Source organism: Lacticaseibacillus kribbianus (assembly GCF_020180945.1).
Taxonomy (GTDB): domain Bacteria; phylum Bacillota; class Bacilli; order Lactobacillales; family Lactobacillaceae; genus Lacticaseibacillus; species Lacticaseibacillus kribbianus.
The window spans coordinates 125,649-144,538 of record NZ_JAIPUL010000004.1 but is presented as its reverse complement, the minus strand read 5'-3'; the positions used below and the strand labels follow the sequence as shown (position 1 = coordinate 144,538).

24 protein-coding genes are annotated in these 18,890 nt (G+C 65.1%); 9 read left to right on the top strand and 15 right to left on the bottom strand.

Annotated features, from left to right (window positions below; genetic code table 11):
- Positions 1-5 precede the first annotated feature (5 nt).
- Entirely contained in the window at positions 6-1,184 is a 1,179-nt protein-coding gene (locus LE416_RS11655) for a GNAT family N-acetyltransferase (protein WP_225049072.1), read from the bottom strand.
- Between the two features lie 241 nt (positions 1,185-1,425).
- Between LE416_RS11655 and LE416_RS11650 the strand changes: the two genes are divergently transcribed.
- On the top strand, positions 1,426-1,662 hold the full coding sequence (locus LE416_RS11650; protein WP_225049071.1) for a hypothetical protein: 237 nt from the start codon (positions 1,426-1,428) through the stop codon (positions 1,660-1,662).
- A 4-nt stretch (positions 1,663-1,666) separates the two neighbouring features.
- Here the strand turns inward: LE416_RS11650 and LE416_RS11645 are convergent, their stop codons facing one another.
- Entirely contained in the window at positions 1,667-2,155 is a 489-nt protein-coding gene (locus LE416_RS11645) for a hypothetical protein (protein WP_225049068.1), read from the bottom strand.
- Positions 2,156-2,338: 183 nt separating this feature from the next.
- Here LE416_RS11645 and LE416_RS11640 point away from each other — a divergent pair, with 183 nt between their 5' ends.
- The gene (locus LE416_RS11640; RefSeq protein WP_225049067.1) at positions 2,339-2,527 is read left to right on the top strand and encodes a hypothetical protein; all 189 of its coding nucleotides are present in this window, start codon (positions 2,339-2,341) and stop codon (positions 2,525-2,527) included.
- 119 nt (positions 2,528-2,646) lie between these two features.
- On the opposite strand, the gene LE416_RS11635 is transcribed toward LE416_RS11640, so the two are convergent.
- The 7 genes from LE416_RS11635 to LE416_RS11605 form a co-directional block, all read right to left on the bottom strand.
- Positions 2,647-3,561 carry a DMT family transporter gene (locus tag LE416_RS11635; RefSeq protein WP_225049066.1) on the bottom strand — a complete coding sequence of 305 codons (915 nt, stop codon included), beginning with the start codon at positions 3,559-3,561 and terminating at the stop codon, positions 2,647-2,649.
- Between the two features lie 8 nt (positions 3,562-3,569).
- Positions 3,570-4,124 carry a DNA-3-methyladenine glycosylase I gene (locus LE416_RS11630; protein ID WP_225049064.1) on the bottom strand — a complete coding sequence of 185 codons (555 nt, stop codon included), beginning with the start codon at positions 4,122-4,124 and terminating at the stop codon, positions 3,570-3,572.
- Between the two features lie 254 nt (positions 4,125-4,378).
- Positions 4,379-4,828: a universal stress protein gene (locus LE416_RS11625; RefSeq protein WP_225049059.1), complete on the bottom strand. Its 450-nt coding sequence runs from the start codon at positions 4,826-4,828 to the stop codon at positions 4,379-4,381.
- A 109-nt stretch (positions 4,829-4,937) separates the two neighbouring features.
- Positions 4,938-5,303 carry a hypothetical protein gene (locus LE416_RS11620; RefSeq protein ID WP_225049056.1) on the bottom strand — a complete coding sequence of 122 codons (366 nt, stop codon included), beginning with the start codon at positions 5,301-5,303 and terminating at the stop codon, positions 4,938-4,940.
- 116 nt (positions 5,304-5,419) lie between these two features.
- Positions 5,420-6,211 (bottom strand): tyrosine-protein phosphatase, encoded by a 792-nt coding sequence (locus LE416_RS11615; protein ID WP_225049051.1) that lies wholly within the window; start codon positions 6,209-6,211, stop codon positions 5,420-5,422.
- Between the two features lie 67 nt (positions 6,212-6,278).
- On the bottom strand, positions 6,279-6,674 hold the full coding sequence (locus tag LE416_RS11610) for a helix-turn-helix domain-containing protein (protein ID WP_225049050.1): 396 nt from the start codon (positions 6,672-6,674) through the stop codon (positions 6,279-6,281).
- A gap of 259 nt (positions 6,675-6,933) precedes the next feature.
- On the bottom strand, positions 6,934-7,830 hold the full coding sequence (locus tag LE416_RS11605) for a GNAT family N-acetyltransferase (RefSeq protein ID WP_225049049.1): 897 nt from the start codon (positions 7,828-7,830) through the stop codon (positions 6,934-6,936).
- Positions 7,831-7,915: 85 nt separating this feature from the next.
- Between LE416_RS11605 and LE416_RS11600 the strand changes: the two genes are divergently transcribed.
- Positions 7,916-8,479, top strand: a complete 564-nt coding sequence (locus LE416_RS11600) for a class I SAM-dependent methyltransferase (RefSeq protein ID WP_225049048.1) — start codon at positions 7,916-7,918, stop codon at positions 8,477-8,479.
- Between the two features lie 65 nt (positions 8,480-8,544).
- Here the strand turns inward: LE416_RS11600 and LE416_RS11595 are convergent, their stop codons facing one another.
- Positions 8,545-9,282, bottom strand: a complete 738-nt coding sequence (locus tag LE416_RS11595; RefSeq protein ID WP_338034780.1) for a TIGR02452 family protein — start codon at positions 9,280-9,282, stop codon at positions 8,545-8,547.
- 103 nt (positions 9,283-9,385) lie between these two features.
- Here LE416_RS11595 and LE416_RS11590 point away from each other — a divergent pair, with 103 nt between their 5' ends.
- Positions 9,386-10,756, top strand: coding sequence for a hemolysin family protein (locus tag LE416_RS11590; protein ID WP_225049040.1), 1,371 nt, complete (start codon positions 9,386-9,388; stop codon positions 10,754-10,756).
- Between the two features lie 144 nt (positions 10,757-10,900).
- Here LE416_RS11590 and LE416_RS11585 read toward each other — a convergent pair whose 3' ends face one another.
- Genes LE416_RS11585 through LE416_RS11575 form a run of 3 tightly spaced genes read right to left on the bottom strand, consistent with a single transcriptional unit; the run spans position 10,901 to position 12,587 of the window.
- Positions 10,901-11,233: a DUF1648 domain-containing protein gene (locus tag LE416_RS11585; RefSeq protein ID WP_225049038.1), complete on the bottom strand. Its 333-nt coding sequence runs from the start codon at positions 11,231-11,233 to the stop codon at positions 10,901-10,903.
- Positions 11,234-11,235: 2 nt separating this feature from the next.
- Entirely contained in the window at positions 11,236-12,213 is a 978-nt protein-coding gene (locus tag LE416_RS11580) for a DUF5808 domain-containing protein (protein WP_225049036.1), read from the bottom strand.
- Positions 12,210-12,587, bottom strand: coding sequence for a GntR family transcriptional regulator (locus LE416_RS11575; protein WP_225049034.1), 378 nt, complete (start codon positions 12,585-12,587; stop codon positions 12,210-12,212). Before LE416_RS11575 ends, LE416_RS11580 begins: the two co-directional genes overlap by 4 nt.
- Before the next feature lie 111 nt (positions 12,588-12,698).
- Here LE416_RS11575 and LE416_RS11570 point away from each other — a divergent pair, with 111 nt between their 5' ends.
- The 5 genes from LE416_RS11570 to LE416_RS11550 all read left to right on the top strand — a co-directional run bounded on the left by LE416_RS11570 (position 12,699) and on the right by LE416_RS11550 (position 17,741).
- Positions 12,699-13,229, top strand: coding sequence for a 2'-5' RNA ligase family protein (locus tag LE416_RS11570; protein ID WP_225049031.1), 531 nt, complete (start codon positions 12,699-12,701; stop codon positions 13,227-13,229).
- Between the two features lie 270 nt (positions 13,230-13,499).
- Positions 13,500-14,963 carry an MDR family MFS transporter gene (locus LE416_RS11565; protein ID WP_225049030.1) on the top strand — a complete coding sequence of 488 codons (1,464 nt, stop codon included), beginning with the start codon at positions 13,500-13,502 and terminating at the stop codon, positions 14,961-14,963.
- Positions 14,960-15,442 carry a DUF4811 domain-containing protein gene (locus tag LE416_RS11560; protein WP_225049028.1) on the top strand — a complete coding sequence of 161 codons (483 nt, stop codon included), beginning with the start codon at positions 14,960-14,962 and terminating at the stop codon, positions 15,440-15,442. Before LE416_RS11565 ends, LE416_RS11560 begins: the two co-directional genes overlap by 4 nt.
- Before the next feature lie 192 nt (positions 15,443-15,634).
- Entirely contained in the window at positions 15,635-15,985 is a 351-nt protein-coding gene (locus tag LE416_RS11555) for a PadR family transcriptional regulator (RefSeq protein WP_225049026.1), read from the top strand.
- A complete protein-coding gene (locus LE416_RS11550; RefSeq protein ID WP_225049024.1) occupies positions 15,969-17,741 on the top strand; it encodes a DUF4097 family beta strand repeat-containing protein in 1,773 nt (590 codons plus the stop codon). The genes LE416_RS11555 and LE416_RS11550 overlap by 17 nt, the downstream gene beginning before the upstream one ends.
- Before the next feature lie 108 nt (positions 17,742-17,849).
- On the opposite strand, the gene LE416_RS11545 is transcribed toward LE416_RS11550, so the two are convergent.
- The gene (locus LE416_RS11545; protein ID WP_225049020.1) at positions 17,850-18,107 is read right to left on the bottom strand and encodes a hypothetical protein; all 258 of its coding nucleotides are present in this window, start codon (positions 18,105-18,107) and stop codon (positions 17,850-17,852) included.
- A 98-nt stretch (positions 18,108-18,205) separates the two neighbouring features.
- The gene (locus tag LE416_RS11540) at positions 18,206-18,889 is read right to left on the bottom strand and encodes an ABC transporter ATP-binding protein (RefSeq protein WP_225049019.1); all 684 of its coding nucleotides are present in this window, start codon (positions 18,887-18,889) and stop codon (positions 18,206-18,208) included.
- Position 18,890: the final 1 nt, after the last annotated feature.

Below are 18,890 nucleotides of genomic sequence, written 5' to 3'. Positions count from 1 at the left end.
CTTCGTTAGAAGTAATCGAACAGCTGCGTCTGCCGCTGCAGGAAGGCGTCGTCGAGGCTGGCGACGGTGAACGGGTCGCCGTCGATCAGACCGAAGTTGTACGCATCCCGCAGTGACCGCACGCCGAAGCAGACCTTGACCAGCTCCTGGATGGTCAGCGTGATCGCCGGCACGCCGCTGGTGTCCCTCGTGAAGCTGGCCTGCCCGTCATTGATGGCCAGGCGCCAGCGCCCGTCGTTTTCCGGGATGTTGTCGTCCTTGATGCCGAACACCACCGGCGCCAGGTCGGAGACCTGGTACGGGTAGCGGGTCATGAAGTCCTCAACGTCGACGATGCGCGCCATCATGTACGGCCGCACCTGCGAGGTCAGAACACTTGGGTCCGGCAGCAGGTCGTGCAGGGACTCGGGATCGCCGGTGGTGTAGCGAAAGCGCGCGAAGGCCGTGCGGTGCGCGGCGCAGAACTGGGTCAGCGCCAGCAGGCTTTCCAGGTCGTCGTAAAACAGCTCGTGCACCCAAAACAGGTCCCCCACCCGCTCGTAGATCACGTAGCCGGTCGGGTGGTCGCCGAGCATCGCCACGGCGGCCTCGCGGTTCGGGTAATGGTCGGCCATGTTCAGCCACCACCAGTCGGCGCGGCGCAGCCCGCCGCGCGTGGTCTCCTTGCTGCGGCCGTACACCGCCGCCATCGCGTCGATCGCGGCGCGAAACGGCACCCGCACCACGGTCACGGCTCCGGAGTGGCGCGGCACCTTAGGCAGGTCCGCGGCGGCCATCTCGTGGGTGACCTGGTCGAACGCCCCCTCGTAGCCGAAGCGCCGGTAGAACGTGGCGGAAAACGGCGCGAGGTAGGACAGCGTCTCCCCGTTGGCCCGCATGTCGGCGAAGGCCTGGGCCATGATGGTGCGGATGCCGCCCTGACCGCTGGCCTCCGGGTAGCTGGCCACGTAGCCGACCCCGCTCATCTTGTAGGTCACCCCGGCCAGGTCGACCACAAAATGGGTCCCCAAAAGCCCGGAGCTAAGCGGGTTGCCGGTGCCCCAGGCATCGCTGTGGGCGTACAGGCTGGCGAAGGCGCGGTCGCGCGTCTCGCTTTGCGGCTTGTGGAAGGCGTAGCGGGCCAGCGCGTAAAAGCTGGACTCATCCTCTTCGGTCAAGCGCCGAACATCGGTCACTAGTATCACGTTCCTCTCATGAATCTGGTTACCACCCGCCGCAATCGTGGGCGGGCGGCGCGGGCCGGGCGTTTTCGCGCGGCCGCTGCTTCTTTCAGTATAGCGTAGCCCGCGGCTTTGCGCACCTTTACCTCTCTTTAAGAAAGCCTTCACACAATCCCCACACATCCGGCGCGATTCGCGCACACCCGGCGGGTACACTGACCTTATTGAATCGGCGGATCACCGCCAGCGAAGGGACACGACCACGATGAAACTGCAAACCAACGTCTACACCGTTCAGCTCGATCACATCAGCTACCCGACCATCACCGGCCACCTCGAGAACGGGGCGCCCCTGGTGATCGAGACCAACCAAAAACAGCGCGACGACCCCCAGTTCTGGGCGGTCATCAGCGCCATTTTGCAAGCTAAGTTATGGGTGCCGGTGTCGACAAGGCTGCACCAGCTGTTCGACACTGACTGGCTCGTGCCGGCCGCGGACTAGGCGGCTAGGCCTGCCACTGGGCGAAGCGCGCCGCGGCCACCACCAGGGTGACCACCGCGTCCTTGGCCAAGGCGTCGGTCACGGTCTGCTTGTGCCCGGAGGTTGCAACCGCGCCGATCACCTCGAAGCCGTACTTGATCAGGTTCAGGTCCTTTTTGGCCGAGTAGTCCGGCTCGAAGACCGGTTCGTGGTTGTACGTGAAGTTCAGCTCGTCGCGCACGATGGAGCCGTCGACGTGGTTGACCATGATGCGATCCTGCAGCGCAGCCAGCGGCTGGTCGTCCGCCAGCAGGTTCAGCTTGTGGTCGGACTCCTCGCGGTAGTACGTCCCCTGCGGCATGTCCAGGTAGGTCGCGGCCGGGTGTGCCAGGACCTCCAGGTAATCGACCGCGTCAAAAACGCGGGTGAGCGGCATCTTGGCCTGCTTCGTTAGTAGCGCTTCGGTGTTGCTTTCAAGCCAGTCGGCCAGCTCGCTGACGCCAAATTGATCCATGTGTGTGGCCCTCCATTGTCGTAATTGCCCCTATTGTAGCATTTTCAAGGCCCAGCGTGAAGGACGCCGCGGCCCAGTGTCTATGTTTTGGTAAACAATCACGGCCAAAAAACAGGCTCGGCGTCTTGGGTGTATAATTGATGTAGACGAATAATGGCACCACGCACCAAAGGAGGCGTCACAATGCCCGATATCAAACACGGCTACCCCCTGGTCGACGCCCAAGGTCGGCCCCTGAAGCTTCAGCCCAAGGTCACGTACACGCTGCGCGTCAAGAACGGCTACATCCTCGGCCTGCGCCAGGATCAGCACCAGACCAAGCTGCCGAACCTGCTGGCGGACTTCCCCCACACGGATCCGCGGCACCGCTAGGCAGAATTGCTAAAACACAAACGAGATCAACCAGATTGCGATGACCAGATTCAACCTGCAACAACGCGTCAATGCAAACAGCCCGCATTCCATCAGTGGAATGCGGGCTGTTTGTGCGCTCACGGTGCGGCGGACTCGCCCGGGGCCTTGGGCGCCAGAAGCGCCATGGCCACCACCGTGCCGATGATGATCAGGCCGCCGACCAGCTCCCACGGGCTCAGCCGGGTGCCGAGGAACGCGACGGCGATCACCGTCGCGGCCAGCGGCTCGAAGGCGTCCAGCAAGCTGGCCGCGGTCGGTGTGATGTACTGCAGGCTCGCCAGGTAGACCAGGTAGGCGACGATGGTGCCGCCGATCACCACGAAGGCGTAGCAGCCCCACCCAAGTGCGTTGAGGTGCGGCACGTCGCGCCAGGCCGGCGCCCACGCGGTCATGATCAGGCCGCCGAGCAGCTGTGCCCAGCCGGTGACCACCACCGGCGAGTGGCGCTGCAGCAGTTCGCCGGGCAAAAGCGTGTAGGTCGCGGCCGCCACCGCGGCCAACAGCCCCCAAAACAGCGCCTGCGGGGTGATGGCCAGGCTGGTCAGCCGGCCCTTGGTCACGATCAAAAGCGTGCCGAGCATCGCAAAGCCGATGATCACCACGTCGCTGCGCCGCGGCAGCATCAGCGTGCGCACCGCCAGCACCACCAGCACCACGATCGGCGAGAGGTACTGCAGGATGGTGGCGGTCGGCGCGTTGGCCACCGCGACGGCCTTGAAGTACACGAACTGCATCGCGATCATCCCAAACAGGATGAACACGATCATCTGCACGGTGTCCTTGACCGTGCGCCAAGGCGTCGTCAGGGCCTTGGGCGCCTTGAGCGCGGCGTAGCCCAGCGTGACGACGCCGGCGATCAGCATTTTGGAGCTGATCAGCCAGGCGACGTCGACGCCCTGGGCGAACAGCACGGAACTGGCGGGGCCGGACACGCCCCAAAGCGAGGACCCGAGGATCGCAAGCAGGATCCCGGTCAGGTGTTTAGACTGCATAATTCTCCTTATTCTAGGCGGACCCAGCCCGCCAGGTGGTCGTCGATCACCCCGGCGCCCTGCAGGAAGCTGTAGGCGCTGGTCGGGCCGATCATCTTGATGCCTTGTTTCTTCATGTCCTTGGCCACAGCAAGCGACAGCGCGTCTTGCGTCGGAATGTCGGCGGCGGTCTTCGGCCGGTGGATCACCTGCACGCCCTGGGTGAAGCCCCAGACGTAGCGGTCAAAGCTGCCGTACCTGCCGGCAAGCGCCAGCACGACGCCGGCGTTGTTCACAATGGCCTCGAGCTTGCGCCGGTTGCGGATCAGCCCGGCGTCTTGCATCAGAGGCTCAAGGTCCGCCTGGGTCATCCGCGACACCTGCCGCGGGTCAAAATCATGGAACGCGGCGTTGAAGGCCGCGCGCTTTTTGAGCACCAGCTCCCAGTTCAGGCCGATCTGCAGGCCCTCAAGCGACAAAATTTCGAACAGGTCGCGGTCGTTGTGCTTGGGCACGCCCCACTCATCGTCGTGGTAGGCCTTCAACAGCGGGGAGCGGTCCCCCCACCAAGTCGGTTCTGTCATGTGATCACCTCCAACCTAGATTACGCCGACCGCCCGCTTTTGGCCAAGCACGGCCGGGCCGGCCGCAAAAAGAGGGGCCGGCCATAAGTCGGCCGGCCGGATTACACCCGAAAGCGACATCGCAGTCGCGGGCCATAAGTAAACGCCCACGCGCACAAGGCGGTCACCGCGCGTTTCCTAAGTTCGGGAAACACACGGTGACCGCCTTGTACTCTGGGCTAAGTGCGACTTATGGCCCAGCCTCTTGGCACAAGTCAGGCTTCGGTCTTGACAATCAGCACGTCGCAAGGCGCCGTGCGGTTGACGTACTCGGTCACCGAGCCGACCAGGACGCGCTCGACCGCATTGAGGCCGGTGGCCCCGATGATGATCAGGTCGGTCTTGTGGTCGTGCGGGAAGTCCGTGGCAACGACGGTCTTGGGGTTGCCGAAGCGCACGTGAATCGCGACGTCCTCAAGCCCCGCCTTCTTGGCGCGGTCCGCCAGGTTCTCCAGGTACTTCTCCGCATCCTGCGTCAGCTGGTAAATCGCGTCGCCGGAAATCATGCCGCCGTAGCCGCCGATGAACTGCTTGGTGTCCAGCACGTTCAGAATGTCGAGGTGCGCGTGGTTGGCCACCGCGACCTTGACCGCCTTCTTGAAGGCGAGCTCGGACTCGTCGGACCCATCGATGGGCACCAGCAGGTTGTTATATTCTTGATCCATACGATCACTCCTTAAGGTTGCCGAGGCACGCGCACGCCGCGCCTGCCTAATTCAAGCGTACAACCGCGCCGTGCGAAACACAAGTTATACCAATACTCATACTCGCTGATTAATCGGTAAATAACAGCTGGAATTCGTGCTTGGTCGTGTCGAGGTTGACCGCGACGTGGCGGTTCAAGTCGGCCACGATTTTGCGGGCGAAGTTCATCTTGGACTCGAAATCCGTCAGAACCGCCGTCTCGGTCAGACTGGCGAAGTCGAAGTTCTCGCCGATGAAGGCGGCATCCGTGACGTAGAGCAGGTTGTTCTCGTCGTGGCGACTGCCCGGACGCAGCACCGCGTCGATGTAGTGGTACAAAAGCGTGGTGGGAAAGTTCAGCGGCTTCTCCAAATCGGTGCGAACGGTGAAGCCCGGCACGTCATCGGCCAGCTGCTCGTTCACCTGAACCTGAGTCAATCCTTGATAGAGTTTCATTCTAGTCACTTCCTTCGTCTGAGTGGCGGTTACCCGCCTATCACTTCTATTATACGCCGCGCGCCTGGCGTTGCCTAACGCGAAGACGGAAATACGCGCACCCTTGGGCGGGCAGCCTATGCGAGGTACAGCCGCTGCAGGTCTTGGCGCTGGGCCGGCGTCACGTGCAGCGTGTTGGTCAGGTAGTTGTCGAGGCCGCCGAAGTCCTCGTTGAAGGTGGCGATGGCCGCGTCGAGGTAGGCCTCATCGACGCTAGCCAGGGCCTTGGTCGAGGCCAGCAGTGCCGACGTGCCGCCCTTGGCGGACACCGCCGCCAGCATCTCGCGCGTTTTGCCCGCCAGAAAGCGGTTGGAGGCCAGGTAGTCCGCGCGCACCGTGGCGGCCGGCACCCCCAGCGCCGTCAGCGCCAGCACCGCGCCCATGCCGGTGCGGTCCTTGCCGGCGGTGCAGTGAAACAGGAGCGCCTGCCCGGCCTGGTCGTTGGCCAGCATCAGGTCGAAAAAGTCGCGGTAGGCCTTCTGCGCGCTTTGGTGGCGCGGCATCTCGCGGTACAGCCGCACCATGTTCTTGAAGCCACCCTGTGGATCCGTGGCAAAGCGGCTGCGGCGCAGCTGGTCGGCCGCCTTAGACGCCTGGGTCTCGTCGGTGGGCAACACCGGCAGGAAGGCGTAGGTCACACCCGCCGGCACCGGGTCGGGGGCGGCGGTGCGCTCCTCCGGGGACCGGAAGTCGACGTCAATCCGCAGCCCGTAAGCGACCAGGGCGTCCAGGTCGCTAGGCGTCAGCCAGTCGAGCCTGGCGCTTCGAATCAGCTTGTGCGCGCGGAGCACGCGGTTGTCTTCGGTGCGGTAGCCGCCCAGGTCGCGGAAGTTCGGGCCGTGCGCGAGGTTCAGTTCGGTTGCTGTCATGTGTCCCTCCTTGGGTGCGGCTCGACGGTATCAAAAAAGTGCCGACAGCGCCGGCACTGGCTTGGACCTATTCCTCAGAATCAGTCCCACCGATAATCAGGCCCGCCGTGAACGCTGCCACGAGGTCCTTTTTGCTTGTTGCCAAGATGGCATCGTTATAGGTAAGCACGGTCTTGGCGCTCAGCAAATCCTCGACGCGGATAACGTCGTGATCGGTCAAGTCAACGGTCTTGGCCTGCTGTTCGGCGTACTTATCCGGGTACGCCAAGGCGAGAATGTTAACAGGATCAGTGTGGTAGTATTCCGCAAGCTTGCGGATACTACGCTCACTTGGAACAGTTTGATCATTCTCCCACTTAGTGAAGCTTGCCGGGGAAGTGTGGGTTGCCTTTGCGACTTCAACGATCGATTCGCCACGGCCCTTGCGGATCTGGCGTAAGGAGCTACCAACGGTTTCTGTCATTCTTTTCACCACGATTCAATTATAGTCATTCACAAACCGGAATCCGGTTCATCTACTAATTTAGCGGTATCAGAGTGAAAATGCAATCAAATAATCGGTTTTTATTAAGCTTCTTATTCAGTGTTCACAAAAAAATCACAATCGTTCGCCTCACGTCGACCAACAGGCACGAAAACAGTGATTGGTCCAGCCGGATTGTAGCGCCTGGACGCCCCTCACCCTGCGCATTCGGGTAGCGGTATAGCCCGCCCCGCTGCGCTCACGCGCCCGCGGTCGGCAGCCGCCACGCCGCACCGGTCGGCACCAGGTACCACACCGTGGTCTCGCGCACAAACCCGGCCTTGGCATAGGCGCGACACGCCGCCGGGTTGTCGGCCTCGACGGACAGCCGCACCGGGCCCGAAACGCTGAGCCGCGCCAACAGCGCGCGCACGAACCGGGTGCCCAGGCCCGCCCCGCGCCGGTCCGCCGCGATGAACACGCCGAAGAGGTACGGGTAGCCGGCCCCGGTGTCGACCGCCGCGTAACCCAGGGGCGTCGCACCGTCCAGCAGCAGGTAGGCGCGACTGTTGGCTCCGGCCAGCGTCTGCGTCAGGTACAGGTCGGCGCTCGCCTCATCCTCTGGGAACGCTGCCGCATAAAGCGGTAGCACTGCCAACACATCATCCGCGGTCATGCGCCGCACCGATAGGCCCCCGGTCATCGGCGCGCCGCTGCCCGCCGGCGCGCACAGCTGGTACTCGGCCGCGTCGCCATTGGGCGCAAGGCCGGCCGCCGCCAGAAAGCCCGGATTGCGGTCCAAGAAGGCCTGCTCGCACAAAAACTCGTAATCCTCGTAGCCGTAACCGGCAAGCACCGCCCCGGCCGCCTGCCACAGCGCCGTGGCCACCCCGCGCCGCCGCCAGGCCGGGTGCATGTACAGGGCGACGTCGACGCAGCCGCCCGGCGCCTCATCCGCGTACAGCGTCGCGTAGCCGATCAGCTCGCCTGCGGCCCACGCCATGAAAAAGGCCGGCATGGTGCGGTCGACGTTGAACTGGTTATCCAGGTACGGTGCCCGCGCGAGGTGGTCGTGCGCCTGCACGACTTCAGTCAGCGTCTGGGCCGCCTTGATCTGATCCGCGGTCAGCACCGCGGTTTGCGTAATTGTGAACATCTCAGCCTCCCGTGTTATCGCCAGTCTACCACACTTGGCGCCGGCGCGCGGCTCCGCTATAATGAACACGAAAGGTCGTGACGCATTGGATACGAACTACCCGAAAATGCGGGAGGCGAAGGCCCCCCTGCCAACCAGCACCGGCGTCCGCCAGCCGCTGTGGCAGGCCCTGAGCCAAAAGGCGCCGAAGCTCGCCGGCGCGCGCGTGCTGGCGATTCACGCCGGCGACGGCTGGTTTTGCCGCTACGCGGTGAACCAGGGCGCCATCGCGGTGCTCGGCGTCGACCACGACGCCGAAGCGATCAGCGCCGCCCGGGCCGAGGCCGCCTCGGATCGCCTGCGCTACCGGATCATGCCGGACGACCGCCTGGACCTTCTGACCGGCCCCTACGACGTCATCGTCGGCACCTTCGACCTGCAAAAAGACGACCTGCACCTGATGACCCAGCAGCTGTCCGCGCTGCTGCGGCCGGGCGGCCACCTGATTGCCGCCGTCGCGACCCGCCCGGACAACGGGGCGACCGACATGGCGATCAAGGACCTGTTCAGCACCCGCCTGACCATTGAGCAGCTCTACCAGGTCAGCTCCGCGCGCCTGACGCCAAGCGCCGGCGTCCACCTGATTCTGACCAGCCGCGTCAAGGGCTGAACCAGACAAAGCCGGCACCTCTTACCAACCGAAGAGGTGCCGGCTTTGCTGTCCCCAAGCGGCCGCTAATCGCCCAGCGCCTTGGCGAAGGCCGCGCGGCGCTCACCGGCCGGGTCGTAAACCGCAAACTCGATGTCGACAAACGCGCCGTTGAACTCCGGGCGACGCAGCGCCTGCGCGAACAGCCGGGCGACCTGCGCCAGCGGGTTGGCGAACACGCCGGTGCCAAACGCCCCGAGGATCAGGTGATCGGCGCCCGCCGCCTTGAAGGCCCGCAGCGTCTGCAGGATTTTGAACGCCAGGTCCGGCTCGGTGTCCGCCTCGGTCAGCCGCGGGTACTGCGCGCGGTTGGGCGCCGCGATGGTGACGACGTCGACGAAGTGGTCGGCCAGCGCCTCCCCGGCCGGGCCGAACGCCTGGCGGCAGTGGGCCGTGTAGATCAACGCCGAGCTGAACAGGCCGCGATTGGCGTCCCGCCGGTTAGGGGCGTAGTAGGTGCTGGCGAATTCGCGCAGCGCCGGCAGCAGGTAGGTGCACTTGGCGATGCTTTCCTCCTGGGCGCGGGCGCCGTACTCCACGCCGCCGCCCGGGGTGGTCGGGCTGGCGAAGTTCATCACCCCGATGTGGCCCGAGGCCGTGGCCATCGCCGCCACCACGTCGTTTCCAGTCACGCGCCAGGTCGCAGGCTCGGTGCCTATGGCCGGCGTCTGCGGCAACGCGGCGCTCACCAGCCGGCTGACCGGGCGCTCGGGGTCCGTCTCGTAGCGCGCAAGCGTGCGGCGCAGCATCTCGATTTGATCCATCATCCCATCTCCTTTACCATCATTATACCCGGCGTCGTACCGCAAAGGCGCGCCGAGTGCTATACTTGATGCAAATACACTTTTGAAATGAGGAATTGCTGTTATGGCTAGTGGCCAAGTCGCCTCTAATCTACTGGTGATGGTGATCACCTTCCTGTTCGCCGCCTTCTTCGTCGCCAGCGAGTTCGCGCTGGTGCAAAGCCGCCCGAGCGCCCTGGAGGAAATGCTCCAAAATGGCATCGGCAACCGGGCGAAGGTCAAGCGCGCCCTGCGCATGGTGCACAACCTGAACGAGTACCTCTCCACCACCCAGGTCGGCGTGTCCGTCGCCGGCATCATCCTGGGCTGGATCGGGGAGGCCACCGTCGAGTTCCTGCTGGTCGACCTGCTCAAGATCACCCACGTCCAGCTGCCGGGCGGCGGCCTGCACGTGTTCGGGGCCGTGGCCGGGGTCTTGATCCTGACCTACCTTGAGGTCGTGCTGACCGAGATCGTGCCCAAAAACATTGCGATCGACTACCCGATCAAGGCGATGATGTTCGTCGTCACGCCGCTGCACTACTTCCACATCCTGTTTTTCCCCTTCGTCTGGCTGCTGAACCACAGCGCCACCGGTCTGGTGCGCCTGATGGGCATGAAGCCGGCCGACGAGGGTAACGAGGCCTTCACCCAGGCCGAGATCCTGAACCTGAGCAAGGCCGCCGTCACCACCGGTGAGATGGACCAAAACGACGTCACCTATATGCAGCGCGCCTTTGACCTGAACGACAAGACCGCGCACGACATCATGGTCGATCGTACCAGCCTCGAAGTCGTCGACATCACCGCCACCGTCAAGGAGGTGCTGCGCGACTACCTGACCGAGGGCTACTCCCGCTTCCCGGTGGTCGCGGACGGCGACAAGGACAAGGTGCTGGGCTACGTCTACATCTACGACCTGGTTAAGCAGGCGCAGGTCGACTCGAGCATCCGCGTGTCCAAGCTGCTGCGCGCGATCGTCACCGTGCCCGAGGTCACCCCGATCCACAGCATTTTGCAGCAGATGATTCAAAAGCAGACCCCGATCGTGGTGGTCGTCGACGAGTACGGCGGCACCTCCGGCATCGTCACCGACAAGGACATCTACGAGGAGCTGTTCGGAACCGTCAAGGACGAGATCGACGACGTGTCCGACGAGTACATCATCAAGACCGCGCAGCCGGACGTCTTCCGGGTGTCCGGCAAGACCACGCTGTACGACTTTGAGCGCTACTTCCGCACCAACCTCAAGGCCTTCCAGGAATCCGACATCGTCACCATCGCCGGGTTCCTGATGGAGGACTACCCGGACCTGAAGCTCCACGACTCGGTCCAGATCGACCGCTACACCTTCACCGTCACCGAGTTCGCCCGTGGCTTCGCCAACTGGTTCGAGGTCACGGTCTGTCCGGAGGTTGTCGCAAGCGACCCGGACGAGGACGAGAATCAAGACTGATGAACGCCAAAAAATCGCAGCCCGCGGGCTGCGATTTTTTTGTCTGTTCGGGGCGGGTGTGGGCACCGACCGGTACCGGGCGGCGTTGCGCCGCTTACGGTGTGGGATGGGTGGCGCGTCCCACCTGACTGGTCCCCGCAGGCCTCACAGCCAGCCGCACTGGCTGAGCTGCAGGATGGCGAGCGCAACGGTGGCCCCGCCGACCAGGGCGATCAGCCGCCACTCCCCGACCAGCATGATGCCAGTCGCCTCAAGGCCGGCCCGCCGGCGCCAGACCAGCGCCACGCGGTCGCAGATTAGGGCCAGCACCGCCACCACCGCGGGCTCGAGAAGCAGGCCCCAGCGCGGTCCAAAGCTGTCCGGACCGTGCGCGCCGAAGTGCATCACAATCGTGGCCGGCGCAAGCGCCGCCAGCACCACGGTCACCGCCAGGGACGCCGCCGCGCTCCCCCACAGCCAGACTCTTAATTGTCGCATGCTCATTCCTCCATTAACGTTGCCACCCAGACGATGACCCCGACGAGCGCCAGGGTCCCGAGCAGAAACGCCCACGCCGCCGGCCGCGCCATGTTCAGCGTCAGGCCGACCCCCAGCCGTTTTTCCACGAACACCGCCGAGTCCTCCGGCGCGTAGTAGAACAGCCCGAGCACCCAGTGCGCGTTGTCGTCGCGCACCGGGCCCTGCACCGGCGCCTGGACCCGGCGCAGCCAGACCCAGATCAGCCCCGCCAGCATCGCCGCTGCCAGTGCGGCGTACCCGATCAGAAGCGGCGTCGCCCACGCCGGCCGGGCCACGCTCGCCCAGCCGTACGCCTGCGTCAACAGCCCGATGCCAAGGGAAAAGCCCAACAGCGCGTTGCGCGCCTGCGCCGCCGCCACGGTGCCGTGCGGCCCCTGGCGGACGCTGGCGCCGGCAAAGCGGGCGCCGAGGTAGCTCGCCCCGCAGGCCACCGCGACGGCGAGGTTGGCCGCCGCGGCGACCGCCGAGTGGCTCCAAAGCCATGGTGCAACGACCAGCGGCACCAGGGCCAACACCCCCCACCAGGGCAGCACGCGGACGCGCGCCAGCGTGGCCAGGTCCACGGTCAGTCGCTGGGCCTCGGGCGCGCGGTCGGCGGCACGCAGCGCCTGCGCCTGGCGGAACCCGCGCACCAAAAGCGCAAAGGCCGCAACTAGGTACGCCACGCAGCCGCCAAGCAGCGCCCAGGTCAGGGCAAGCGGCGTCCCCAGCAGCCCGCACACCGCCGCGGCCACGCCCCAGACGACCACCGCAAGCCCCGTCGCCCCGACCGCGAACTGACCGCGGATGGCCCGCGCCGCCGGGTCCTGCCGCAGGTCGCGGGTGCCGAACGCCACGCCGAACAGGGTGTTGGGCCGCGAGAGCCAGGGCGCCGACACCACGCTGGCCCACAGAATCACGGCCATCACGAGAAAGACCCACCACGCCTCACGCATCATGATTCCTCCTTGCCGTACAGTGCATCGATCAGCGCCGTCAGCTGACCGCGCCCGACCTGGCGCACCCGCGCCTCCTGGATCAGGGCGGTGAGCTGCGGCAGGGTCGCCTGGCGGTACTGGGCGTCGGCGCCGGGCATCGTGGCGGCGACCACCGCGCCCAGCCCGCGGCGCATCTCGACGAAGCCCTCGTCACCGAGCTGACGGTAGGCCTTGTTGACGGTGTGCAGGTTGATGCCAAGCGCCCCGCTCAGCGCGCGAATTGAGGGCAGCGCCTCGCCCGGTGCCAGCCGGCCGTCGGCTATCGCCGCAATCACCGCGTTGCGAATCTGGGTGTAGATGGGAATCGTACTGTCAAAATCCACGGTCAGTTCCATTGCGTGAACCTCCATCACTGTTATACGAACGGTATAACACCAGATGGTGGCAATTGCAATCCCCCGCGGCGCGGCGTACAATGGGCCAAATTCGAAGCTGGAGGTCCTGACATGCAGCGTTCCGTCCTGATTTTTCCCACCCTGACCACCATCGACGCGGTGACGGCGGTGCGACGCCGCCACGACCCGCTGGCCGCCAACATCCGCCCGCACGTCTCGCTGGTGTTTCCCTTCGAGTCACCGGCGCCTGACGCCGCCATCGTGGCCGCCGTCGCCCGCGCCGCCGCGGCCACGCCGGCCTTCGCGGTCGCCTTCGACCGGATCGGCGGCGACTGGGCCAACGGCTACTTCTGGCTGGCCGCGGGTACCGGGGCGGGGACGCTGACCCAGCTGCACGACCGGCTCTACCGGGACCCGGTCTTCGCCGCCTTCCTGCGCGCGGACATCCCCTACCAACCGCACATCACCCTCGGTCGGGTCACCCCTGCCCACGCCGAGGCGACCGCGGCGGGGCTTGACGCGGCCGGCCTGGTTGCGACCACGCGGGTGACCGCGATTGCGATCGAGCACATCCTGCCCGACGGCGACTCCGACGCCTTCGCCAGCCTGCCGCTTGCGCGCGCGGTATTTCCCGGGCAATGATTCGGCTGCGTGCGGCCTTTCAGAAAACCATTCCGACGTTGGAATTTTCATCGCGCAAACCCTTAGGCATGAAAGCGTTCGGGCCTCAGCCATGTGACATCGCGTCATTTAATGCGTGCATTTTTTGTAAGCAACGACTACAATAGTTATTTGTAGACCAATTCCGCGGCGCAATGCCACAACTCCGGTCGCTTCTGGCGGCCAATTTTTATGCTCACTTGCGCCGGATTTTTTCACCGATTACCGCATGAAAGGACTGATTACTTCAACATGTCACAATCTCAACCCACCGACGTCAACGGCAAGCCTTACAACCGCGGCCTGATGGTGGCGACGCTGCTCATCGGGACGTTCACCACCTTCCTGACCCAGACCATTCTGACCACCGCCTTCCCGACTTTGATGCACGATTTTCACATCAACGCCAGCGCCGTGCAGTGGCTGACCACCGGCTTCATGCTGGTGATGGGGATCATGATTCCCGTGTCTGCCTGGCTGCTCAGCAAGTTCAACGTCAAGCACCTCTACCTCACCGCCATCGGCATCTTCTTTCTCGGCACGCTGATCTCGCGCTTCGCCCCGAGCTTCCCCGTGCTTTTGGCCGGGCGCCTGACCCAGGCGGTCGGCGTCGGGATGTCCGCACCAACCTTCCAGACCGTCATGTACTCGATCTTCCCGCCCGAAAAACGCGGGAGCGCGATGGGGCTGGCCGGGATCGTCATCGGCCTTGCACCGGCGGTCGGCCCGACCCTGTCCGGCTGGGTGCTGCTGAACCACTCCTGGCGCGCCCTGTTCTCCGTCATCCTGCCGATCGCCGGGCTGGTCTGGCTGCTCGCCTGCTACTCGATGCGCAAGGTGCTGCCGACCACCAACCCCAAGATCGACGCGCTCAGCGTCGTCGAGTCGACGCTTGGCTTCGGGTCGCTCTTGTACGGCTTTTCGACCGTCGGGGACCGCGGCTGGTTCGACCCGATCGTGCTGGCCACCCTTGCCCTGGGCATCCTGTTCGTCGCCCTGTTCGTGCACCGGCAGCTGCACCTGGAAAAACCTTTGCTTGAGCTGCGCGTCTTCACCAGCCGCGAGTTCACGCTGAGCGTGATTCTCACCGCCGTCGCCTTCATGTCGATGGTCGGCGTCGAGATGGTGCTGCCGATGTACATCCAGACCATCCGCGGCGAGTCCGCCTTCCACTCCGGCCTGATCCTACTGCCGGGAGCGATTATGATGGGCATCATGAGCCCGATCACCGGGAACATTTTTGACCGCATCGGCGCCAAGCGCCTGGCCCAGACCGGGCTGTTCTTGCTGCTGGTCGGCACGTTCCCGCTGATCACGCTGACCGCCGACACCCCGATCCTGTTCGTCACCGTGATCTACACGGTGCGGATGTTCGGTATCACGATGGTCACGATGCCCGTCACCACGGCCGGCATGAACGCCCTGCCCGCCAACCTGATCAACCACGGCACCGCGGTGAACAACACGATTCGCCAGGTCGCCGCGTCGATTGGGACCGCGATCCTGGTCTCGGTGCTTTCGACCGTCACCAGCAGCAACGCCCCGGCCGCGGCTCTGCGCCTGACCGCCCCGCTGCGCTACCTGACGCAGACCGCCGACGCGACGGTGGCCGGCTACCGTGCGGCCTTCGTGGTCTCGCTGATTTTCGCCGTGCTCGGGTTCGCCCTGAGCTTCCGCCTCAAAAACGACGCGCTGGATGGAGGTGACCGCGCATGATTCTCGTCATTATGGCCATGTCCGCCATCGCCTACTTCTTCGTCGCCGTGCTCGCCAAGCCGAGTCCGCGGCGCCGCGTCGGCATGCTCGTGCTCGGCGCGCTCCTGATCCTCTCCGCCGCGGGCATTGCGGCCAACGACAGCGTGCGTTTCGGCCTGCACGAGGTCACCGTCGTGAAGAAGGCGCCGTTGGTCGGCACCAAGAGCGCCGAGGCCCTGGAGACCAAGACGCTCAACGGGGCGCCGGTGGTGCGCTACCGCACCAACCCGCTGCAGCACAAGGTGTTGACCGCCGCCAGCGGCATGACCGCCACGGTCGCCGTCAAGCGCGGCGCCAAGGCCGCGGTCACCACCACCGACCGCGTCCTGCGCTACCGCAACACCTGGTACGCCTTTCTGTTCGCCTGGAGCGGCCAGAACAACTACCGCCTGCACCGCACGGTCACCTTCACCGTGCCGAGCGACTGGCAGATCAACTGATTCGAACCGTCTCGCCGCCTTCGCAGATTCTGCGAGGGCGTTTTTTTGCTCTGCGGGACGGCGCGCGGCGGTTCCGTTCCGCGATGAAAAGTTTTTGAATTAAGTACTACTCTCTAGAAAGTAGTTGTGCTATATTAAGGCCATCAGGTCGTGGGACCTGCAACAACCGGTCTCGGCCGGGGGAGGTGCAGTGTGGAACTATCCAAGGACATGGTGCGCGGCTACCTCAGCGCGATCGTCTTGAATGTCCTGGTGCAGGGCGAAAGCTACGGCTACCAGGTCACCAAGGACGTGCGCGCCCTGAGCGGCGGCGCCTACACGATTAACGAGGCGACGCTTTACACCGTTTTCAAGCGGTTGGAAAAAGCCGGCGCGATTGCCAGCCACTGGGGCGATGAAAGCCAGGGCGGCCGCCGCAAGTATTACGCCATCACGGCGGCGGGACTGGAGCAGCTGGCAACGGAACGGGCGAACTGGCAGCTGGCGCGCGCCACGCTGGACGCCCTGATCAATGGAGGACTCATCGATGACCACGAAGCGTGAACGAATTGACGACCTGCTCGAGCGGGTCTTTGGACAATACGAGGTGGCGGCCGAAAGCCGCGAGCTGCGCGAGGAAATCGCCAGCAACCTGAGCGATGCGACCGCCGACCTGATGGCGAGCGGCACCGACGAGGCGGCGGCAGTGGCCCAGGCCTACGCGGACTTTGGGTCGATTGAGGACCTGCTGGCGGAGCTCGGCGTCCGTAAGCTGACCCGGCCGGACGACGCGGCCGACGTGGTGATCACCGCCATCCCCGAGCTCCCCGATGTTCCTGAGATTCCAGCTATCCCGGACATTCCGGAAATCCCGGTTATTCCGGATATCCCCGACGCCCCCGCGGCCCCGCAAGCCCCCAAGGCCCCGGACGTCGACATCGAGGCGATCCGGCAGGCGGCGCACGCGGCCGCCGTTCGCGCCAGTCAGGCGGCCAAGCTCGCGCAAGGGCCGGAAATCGCCGCCATTAAACAGGCCGCCAAGGACGCCGCCGCCCGGGCCAAGGAACAGGCTCAAGCGGGTGCACGCGAGGCCAGGCGGGATGCGGACCGCATCAAGGCCCAGGCCAAGGCCGCGGCGCGTGAGGCCAAGAACACGACGTGGCACGACGGCAACGCACCCGCCCGCACCAACACGATTCGTGTGCCGCTGGGCGACATCGCCACCGTCGCGCTCCACTACACCGATGATCCAATCATCGTTCGCCCCACCGACGGCTACGAGCTGGTCATCACCGAGGAATTCAGCAAGGACGACCCGACCCTCGACGGCCGCGGCAGCCTTCAGGACGGCGTCTGGACCCTGCGCCACGGCAAGCGGCCGCGCCACCTTTTTCGCATGATGATCAACGGCCAGCGCCTCGGCTTCTGGTCGCAGATCACCGTTGCCGTGCCGACCGCCTTCACCGGCACCCTGCAGGTGGCCAGCGCCGCCGGCATCGAGGTCGCGGGCCTGCAGGGGGCGAGCCTCGCGCTGAACACCGCCGCAGGTGACGTCAGCGCCTCGGACCTGAACGTGCCGACGCTTGAGATCGTCACCAGCGACGGCGACGTCGCCCTGACTCAGGTCAAAACGGGCAGAATCACCGCGCGGTCGGCGGCCGGCGACCTGGCCCTGCACAGCGTGATGGCGCAGCAGCTGCACCTGACCACGGCCGACGGCGACGTCACCGCAAGCACGGTCACCGTGGCCGGCACCGCGGCCTTCACCACCGCCGCCGGTGACCTGTCGCTGCAGACGCTTCGCGCCGACCTGCTGCGCCTTCACAGCGGCGACGGCGACGTCACGGTTCAAGACGCCGCCATCGCACAGCGCGCCAGCGTGCAAAGCGGCGCGGGCGACCTGAGCCTGAACGCGCTGACCACCGCCGACCTGAGCGCCAAAACGGCGGACGGCGACGTCCACTTGACCGGCGTCGTGGCTCCAGTCCTCACGGCGCAGAGCAACGCGGGCGACATCCACGCCACCGGGGTGACCGGCGGCACCTTCACCACCGCCGATGGCGACCTGACGCTCGGTGTCGGCGCCCTCACGCAGGACCTTACCGCGACCACCAACGCCGGCGACGTCACCGTTCGCCTGCCGCAAGCGGCCAGCTTCACCTTCGAACTGGCCACGGGCGACGGGCACATCCACCAGCCGCTCGGCGCGACCAACACGCGCCACAAGCACCACCACAAGGATGGCCAGGTCGGCGCGCAGCCGACTGCGGCCCTGACCGTGCGCAGCGGCGACGGCGACATCACGATTCTCAACGCGTGACGCACGGCGCGGCGGACGATCACCCCGCCCCCAAATCCAGAGACGACAAAAGGCTACCGCATCCCCCAAGCATTGGGGTAATGCGGTAGCCTTTTTTGCGTTCGATTGTCAGCGGGCGAAGCGCGGCGCCTGCTTGCGCAGCACCAAGTCCTTGACCAGCAGGCCGAGGGCGACGAGGCTCAGCGCCAGCACCAGCCACCACTTGTAGTTGTGCGGGTTGGGGCTGAGATCCATGGCAAGCAGCCCCAGCAGGACGAACACGTCGCGGGCGAACAGCTCCTTGCGCGCGTTGGGCTTGGTGAACAGCCAGTAGCTGGCACCGATCAGCACCAGGACGGCCAGTAGCAAAATGAGTTTACTGATCATGACGATTCCCTCCGAGCAGCCGCCGAACGCGGCCTAGTAGTCTCAGTGTACCACTATCGCCGTTCGGGTTCGACGGCATTTTTCCCCGGGCGAATTTTTCACGCCGTGACGGCCGCTTGGGGCTGCTTCTCCCAGGTGAAGGTGCGGTGCGCCAGGCGCAGCACGCCGTCGCACTGCGCCGCCACCGCCGCCTCGTGGGTGACGATGATCACGCACTTGCCGGCGTCGTGGGCAATCTGGTTGAACAGCGCAATCACGTCCGTCGTGTTGTCCTCGTCGAGGTTGCCGGTCGGCTCGTCGGCCACGACCAGCGGGGCGTCGCAGACCATGGTGCGGGCGATGGCGACGCGCTGCTGCTGGCCGCCGGAGAGCTTCTGGACGTTTTTGGTCATCTGCTCGTCGGTCAGGCCGAGCTTCGTCAGCATCCCGCGGGCATAGGTCTTGTCGCCGCGGTGCTTGGCCTTGGTGATCGCCATGGCGGTCATCAGGTTCTCAAGCGCCGACATGTAGGTGAACAGGTTGTAGGCCTGAAAAACGATGGCGACCTTGCTTTGCCGGTAGTTGGTCAGCCCGTGCTTCTTGATGTCCTGGCCGTCGATCAGGATGCGCCCGGCCTTGGGCGTGTCGAGCCCCGCCAGAAGCGACACCATAGTCGTTTTGCCCGAGCCCGACTGGCCGACGATGGCGTAGCTGTGGCCGGCCTCAAACGCGAGGTTGACGTCCTTGAACAGGTACTGGTCCTTTTCGGTGTACCAGTACGTGAGGTTTTCGGTTGTAAGCATA

Excerpts from the sequence above, each read along its gene's own strand:
- LE416_RS11595 (WP_338034780.1), bottom strand. The coding sequence starts at position 9,282 with ATGGATCAAATCGAGATGCTGCGCCGCACGCTTGCGCGCTACGAGACG.
- LE416_RS11540 (WP_225049019.1), bottom strand. The coding sequence starts at position 18,889 with ATGCTTACAACCGAAAACCTCACGTACTGGTACACCGAAAAGGACCAG.
- LE416_RS11550 (WP_225049024.1), top strand. The coding sequence starts at position 15,969 with ATGACCACGAAGCGTGAACGAATTGACGACCTGCTCGAGCGGGTCTTT.
- LE416_RS11605 (WP_225049049.1), bottom strand. The coding sequence starts at position 7,830 with ATGTTCACAATTACGCAAACCGCGGTGCTGACCGCGGATCAGATCAAG.
- LE416_RS11620 (WP_225049056.1), bottom strand. The coding sequence starts at position 5,303 with ATGAAACTCTATCAAGGATTGACTCAGGTTCAGGTGAACGAGCAGCTG.
- LE416_RS11575 (WP_225049034.1), bottom strand. The coding sequence starts at position 12,587 with ATGGAACTGACCGTGGATTTTGACAGTACGATTCCCATCTACACCCAG.
- LE416_RS11565 (WP_225049030.1), top strand. The coding sequence starts at position 13,500 with ATGTCACAATCTCAACCCACCGACGTCAACGGCAAGCCTTACAACCGC.
- LE416_RS11580 (WP_225049036.1), bottom strand. The coding sequence starts at position 12,213 with ATGATGCGTGAGGCGTGGTGGGTCTTTCTCGTGATGGCCGTGATTCTG.
- LE416_RS11650 (WP_225049071.1), top strand. The coding sequence starts at position 1,426 with ATGAAACTGCAAACCAACGTCTACACCGTTCAGCTCGATCACATCAGC.
- LE416_RS11640 (WP_225049067.1), top strand. The coding sequence starts at position 2,339 with ATGCCCGATATCAAACACGGCTACCCCCTGGTCGACGCCCAAGGTCGG.
- LE416_RS11630 (WP_225049064.1), bottom strand. The coding sequence starts at position 4,124 with ATGACAGAACCGACTTGGTGGGGGGACCGCTCCCCGCTGTTGAAGGCC.
- LE416_RS11560 (WP_225049028.1), top strand. The coding sequence starts at position 14,960 with ATGATTCTCGTCATTATGGCCATGTCCGCCATCGCCTACTTCTTCGTC.
- LE416_RS11615 (WP_225049051.1), bottom strand. The coding sequence starts at position 6,211 with ATGACAGCAACCGAACTGAACCTCGCGCACGGCCCGAACTTCCGCGAC.
- LE416_RS11585 (WP_225049038.1), bottom strand. The coding sequence starts at position 11,233 with ATGCGACAATTAAGAGTCTGGCTGTGGGGGAGCGCGGCGGCGTCCCTG.
- LE416_RS11610 (WP_225049050.1), bottom strand. The coding sequence starts at position 6,674 with ATGACAGAAACCGTTGGTAGCTCCTTACGCCAGATCCGCAAGGGCCGT.
- LE416_RS11635 (WP_225049066.1), bottom strand. The coding sequence starts at position 3,561 with ATGCAGTCTAAACACCTGACCGGGATCCTGCTTGCGATCCTCGGGTCC.
- LE416_RS11645 (WP_225049068.1), bottom strand. The coding sequence starts at position 2,155 with ATGGATCAATTTGGCGTCAGCGAGCTGGCCGACTGGCTTGAAAGCAAC.
- LE416_RS11590 (WP_225049040.1), top strand. The coding sequence starts at position 9,386 with ATGGCTAGTGGCCAAGTCGCCTCTAATCTACTGGTGATGGTGATCACC.
- LE416_RS11545 (WP_225049020.1), bottom strand. The coding sequence starts at position 18,107 with ATGATCAGTAAACTCATTTTGCTACTGGCCGTCCTGGTGCTGATCGGT.
- LE416_RS11625 (WP_225049059.1), bottom strand. The coding sequence starts at position 4,828 with ATGGATCAAGAATATAACAACCTGCTGGTGCCCATCGATGGGTCCGAC.
- LE416_RS11570 (WP_225049031.1), top strand. The coding sequence starts at position 12,699 with ATGCAGCGTTCCGTCCTGATTTTTCCCACCCTGACCACCATCGACGCG.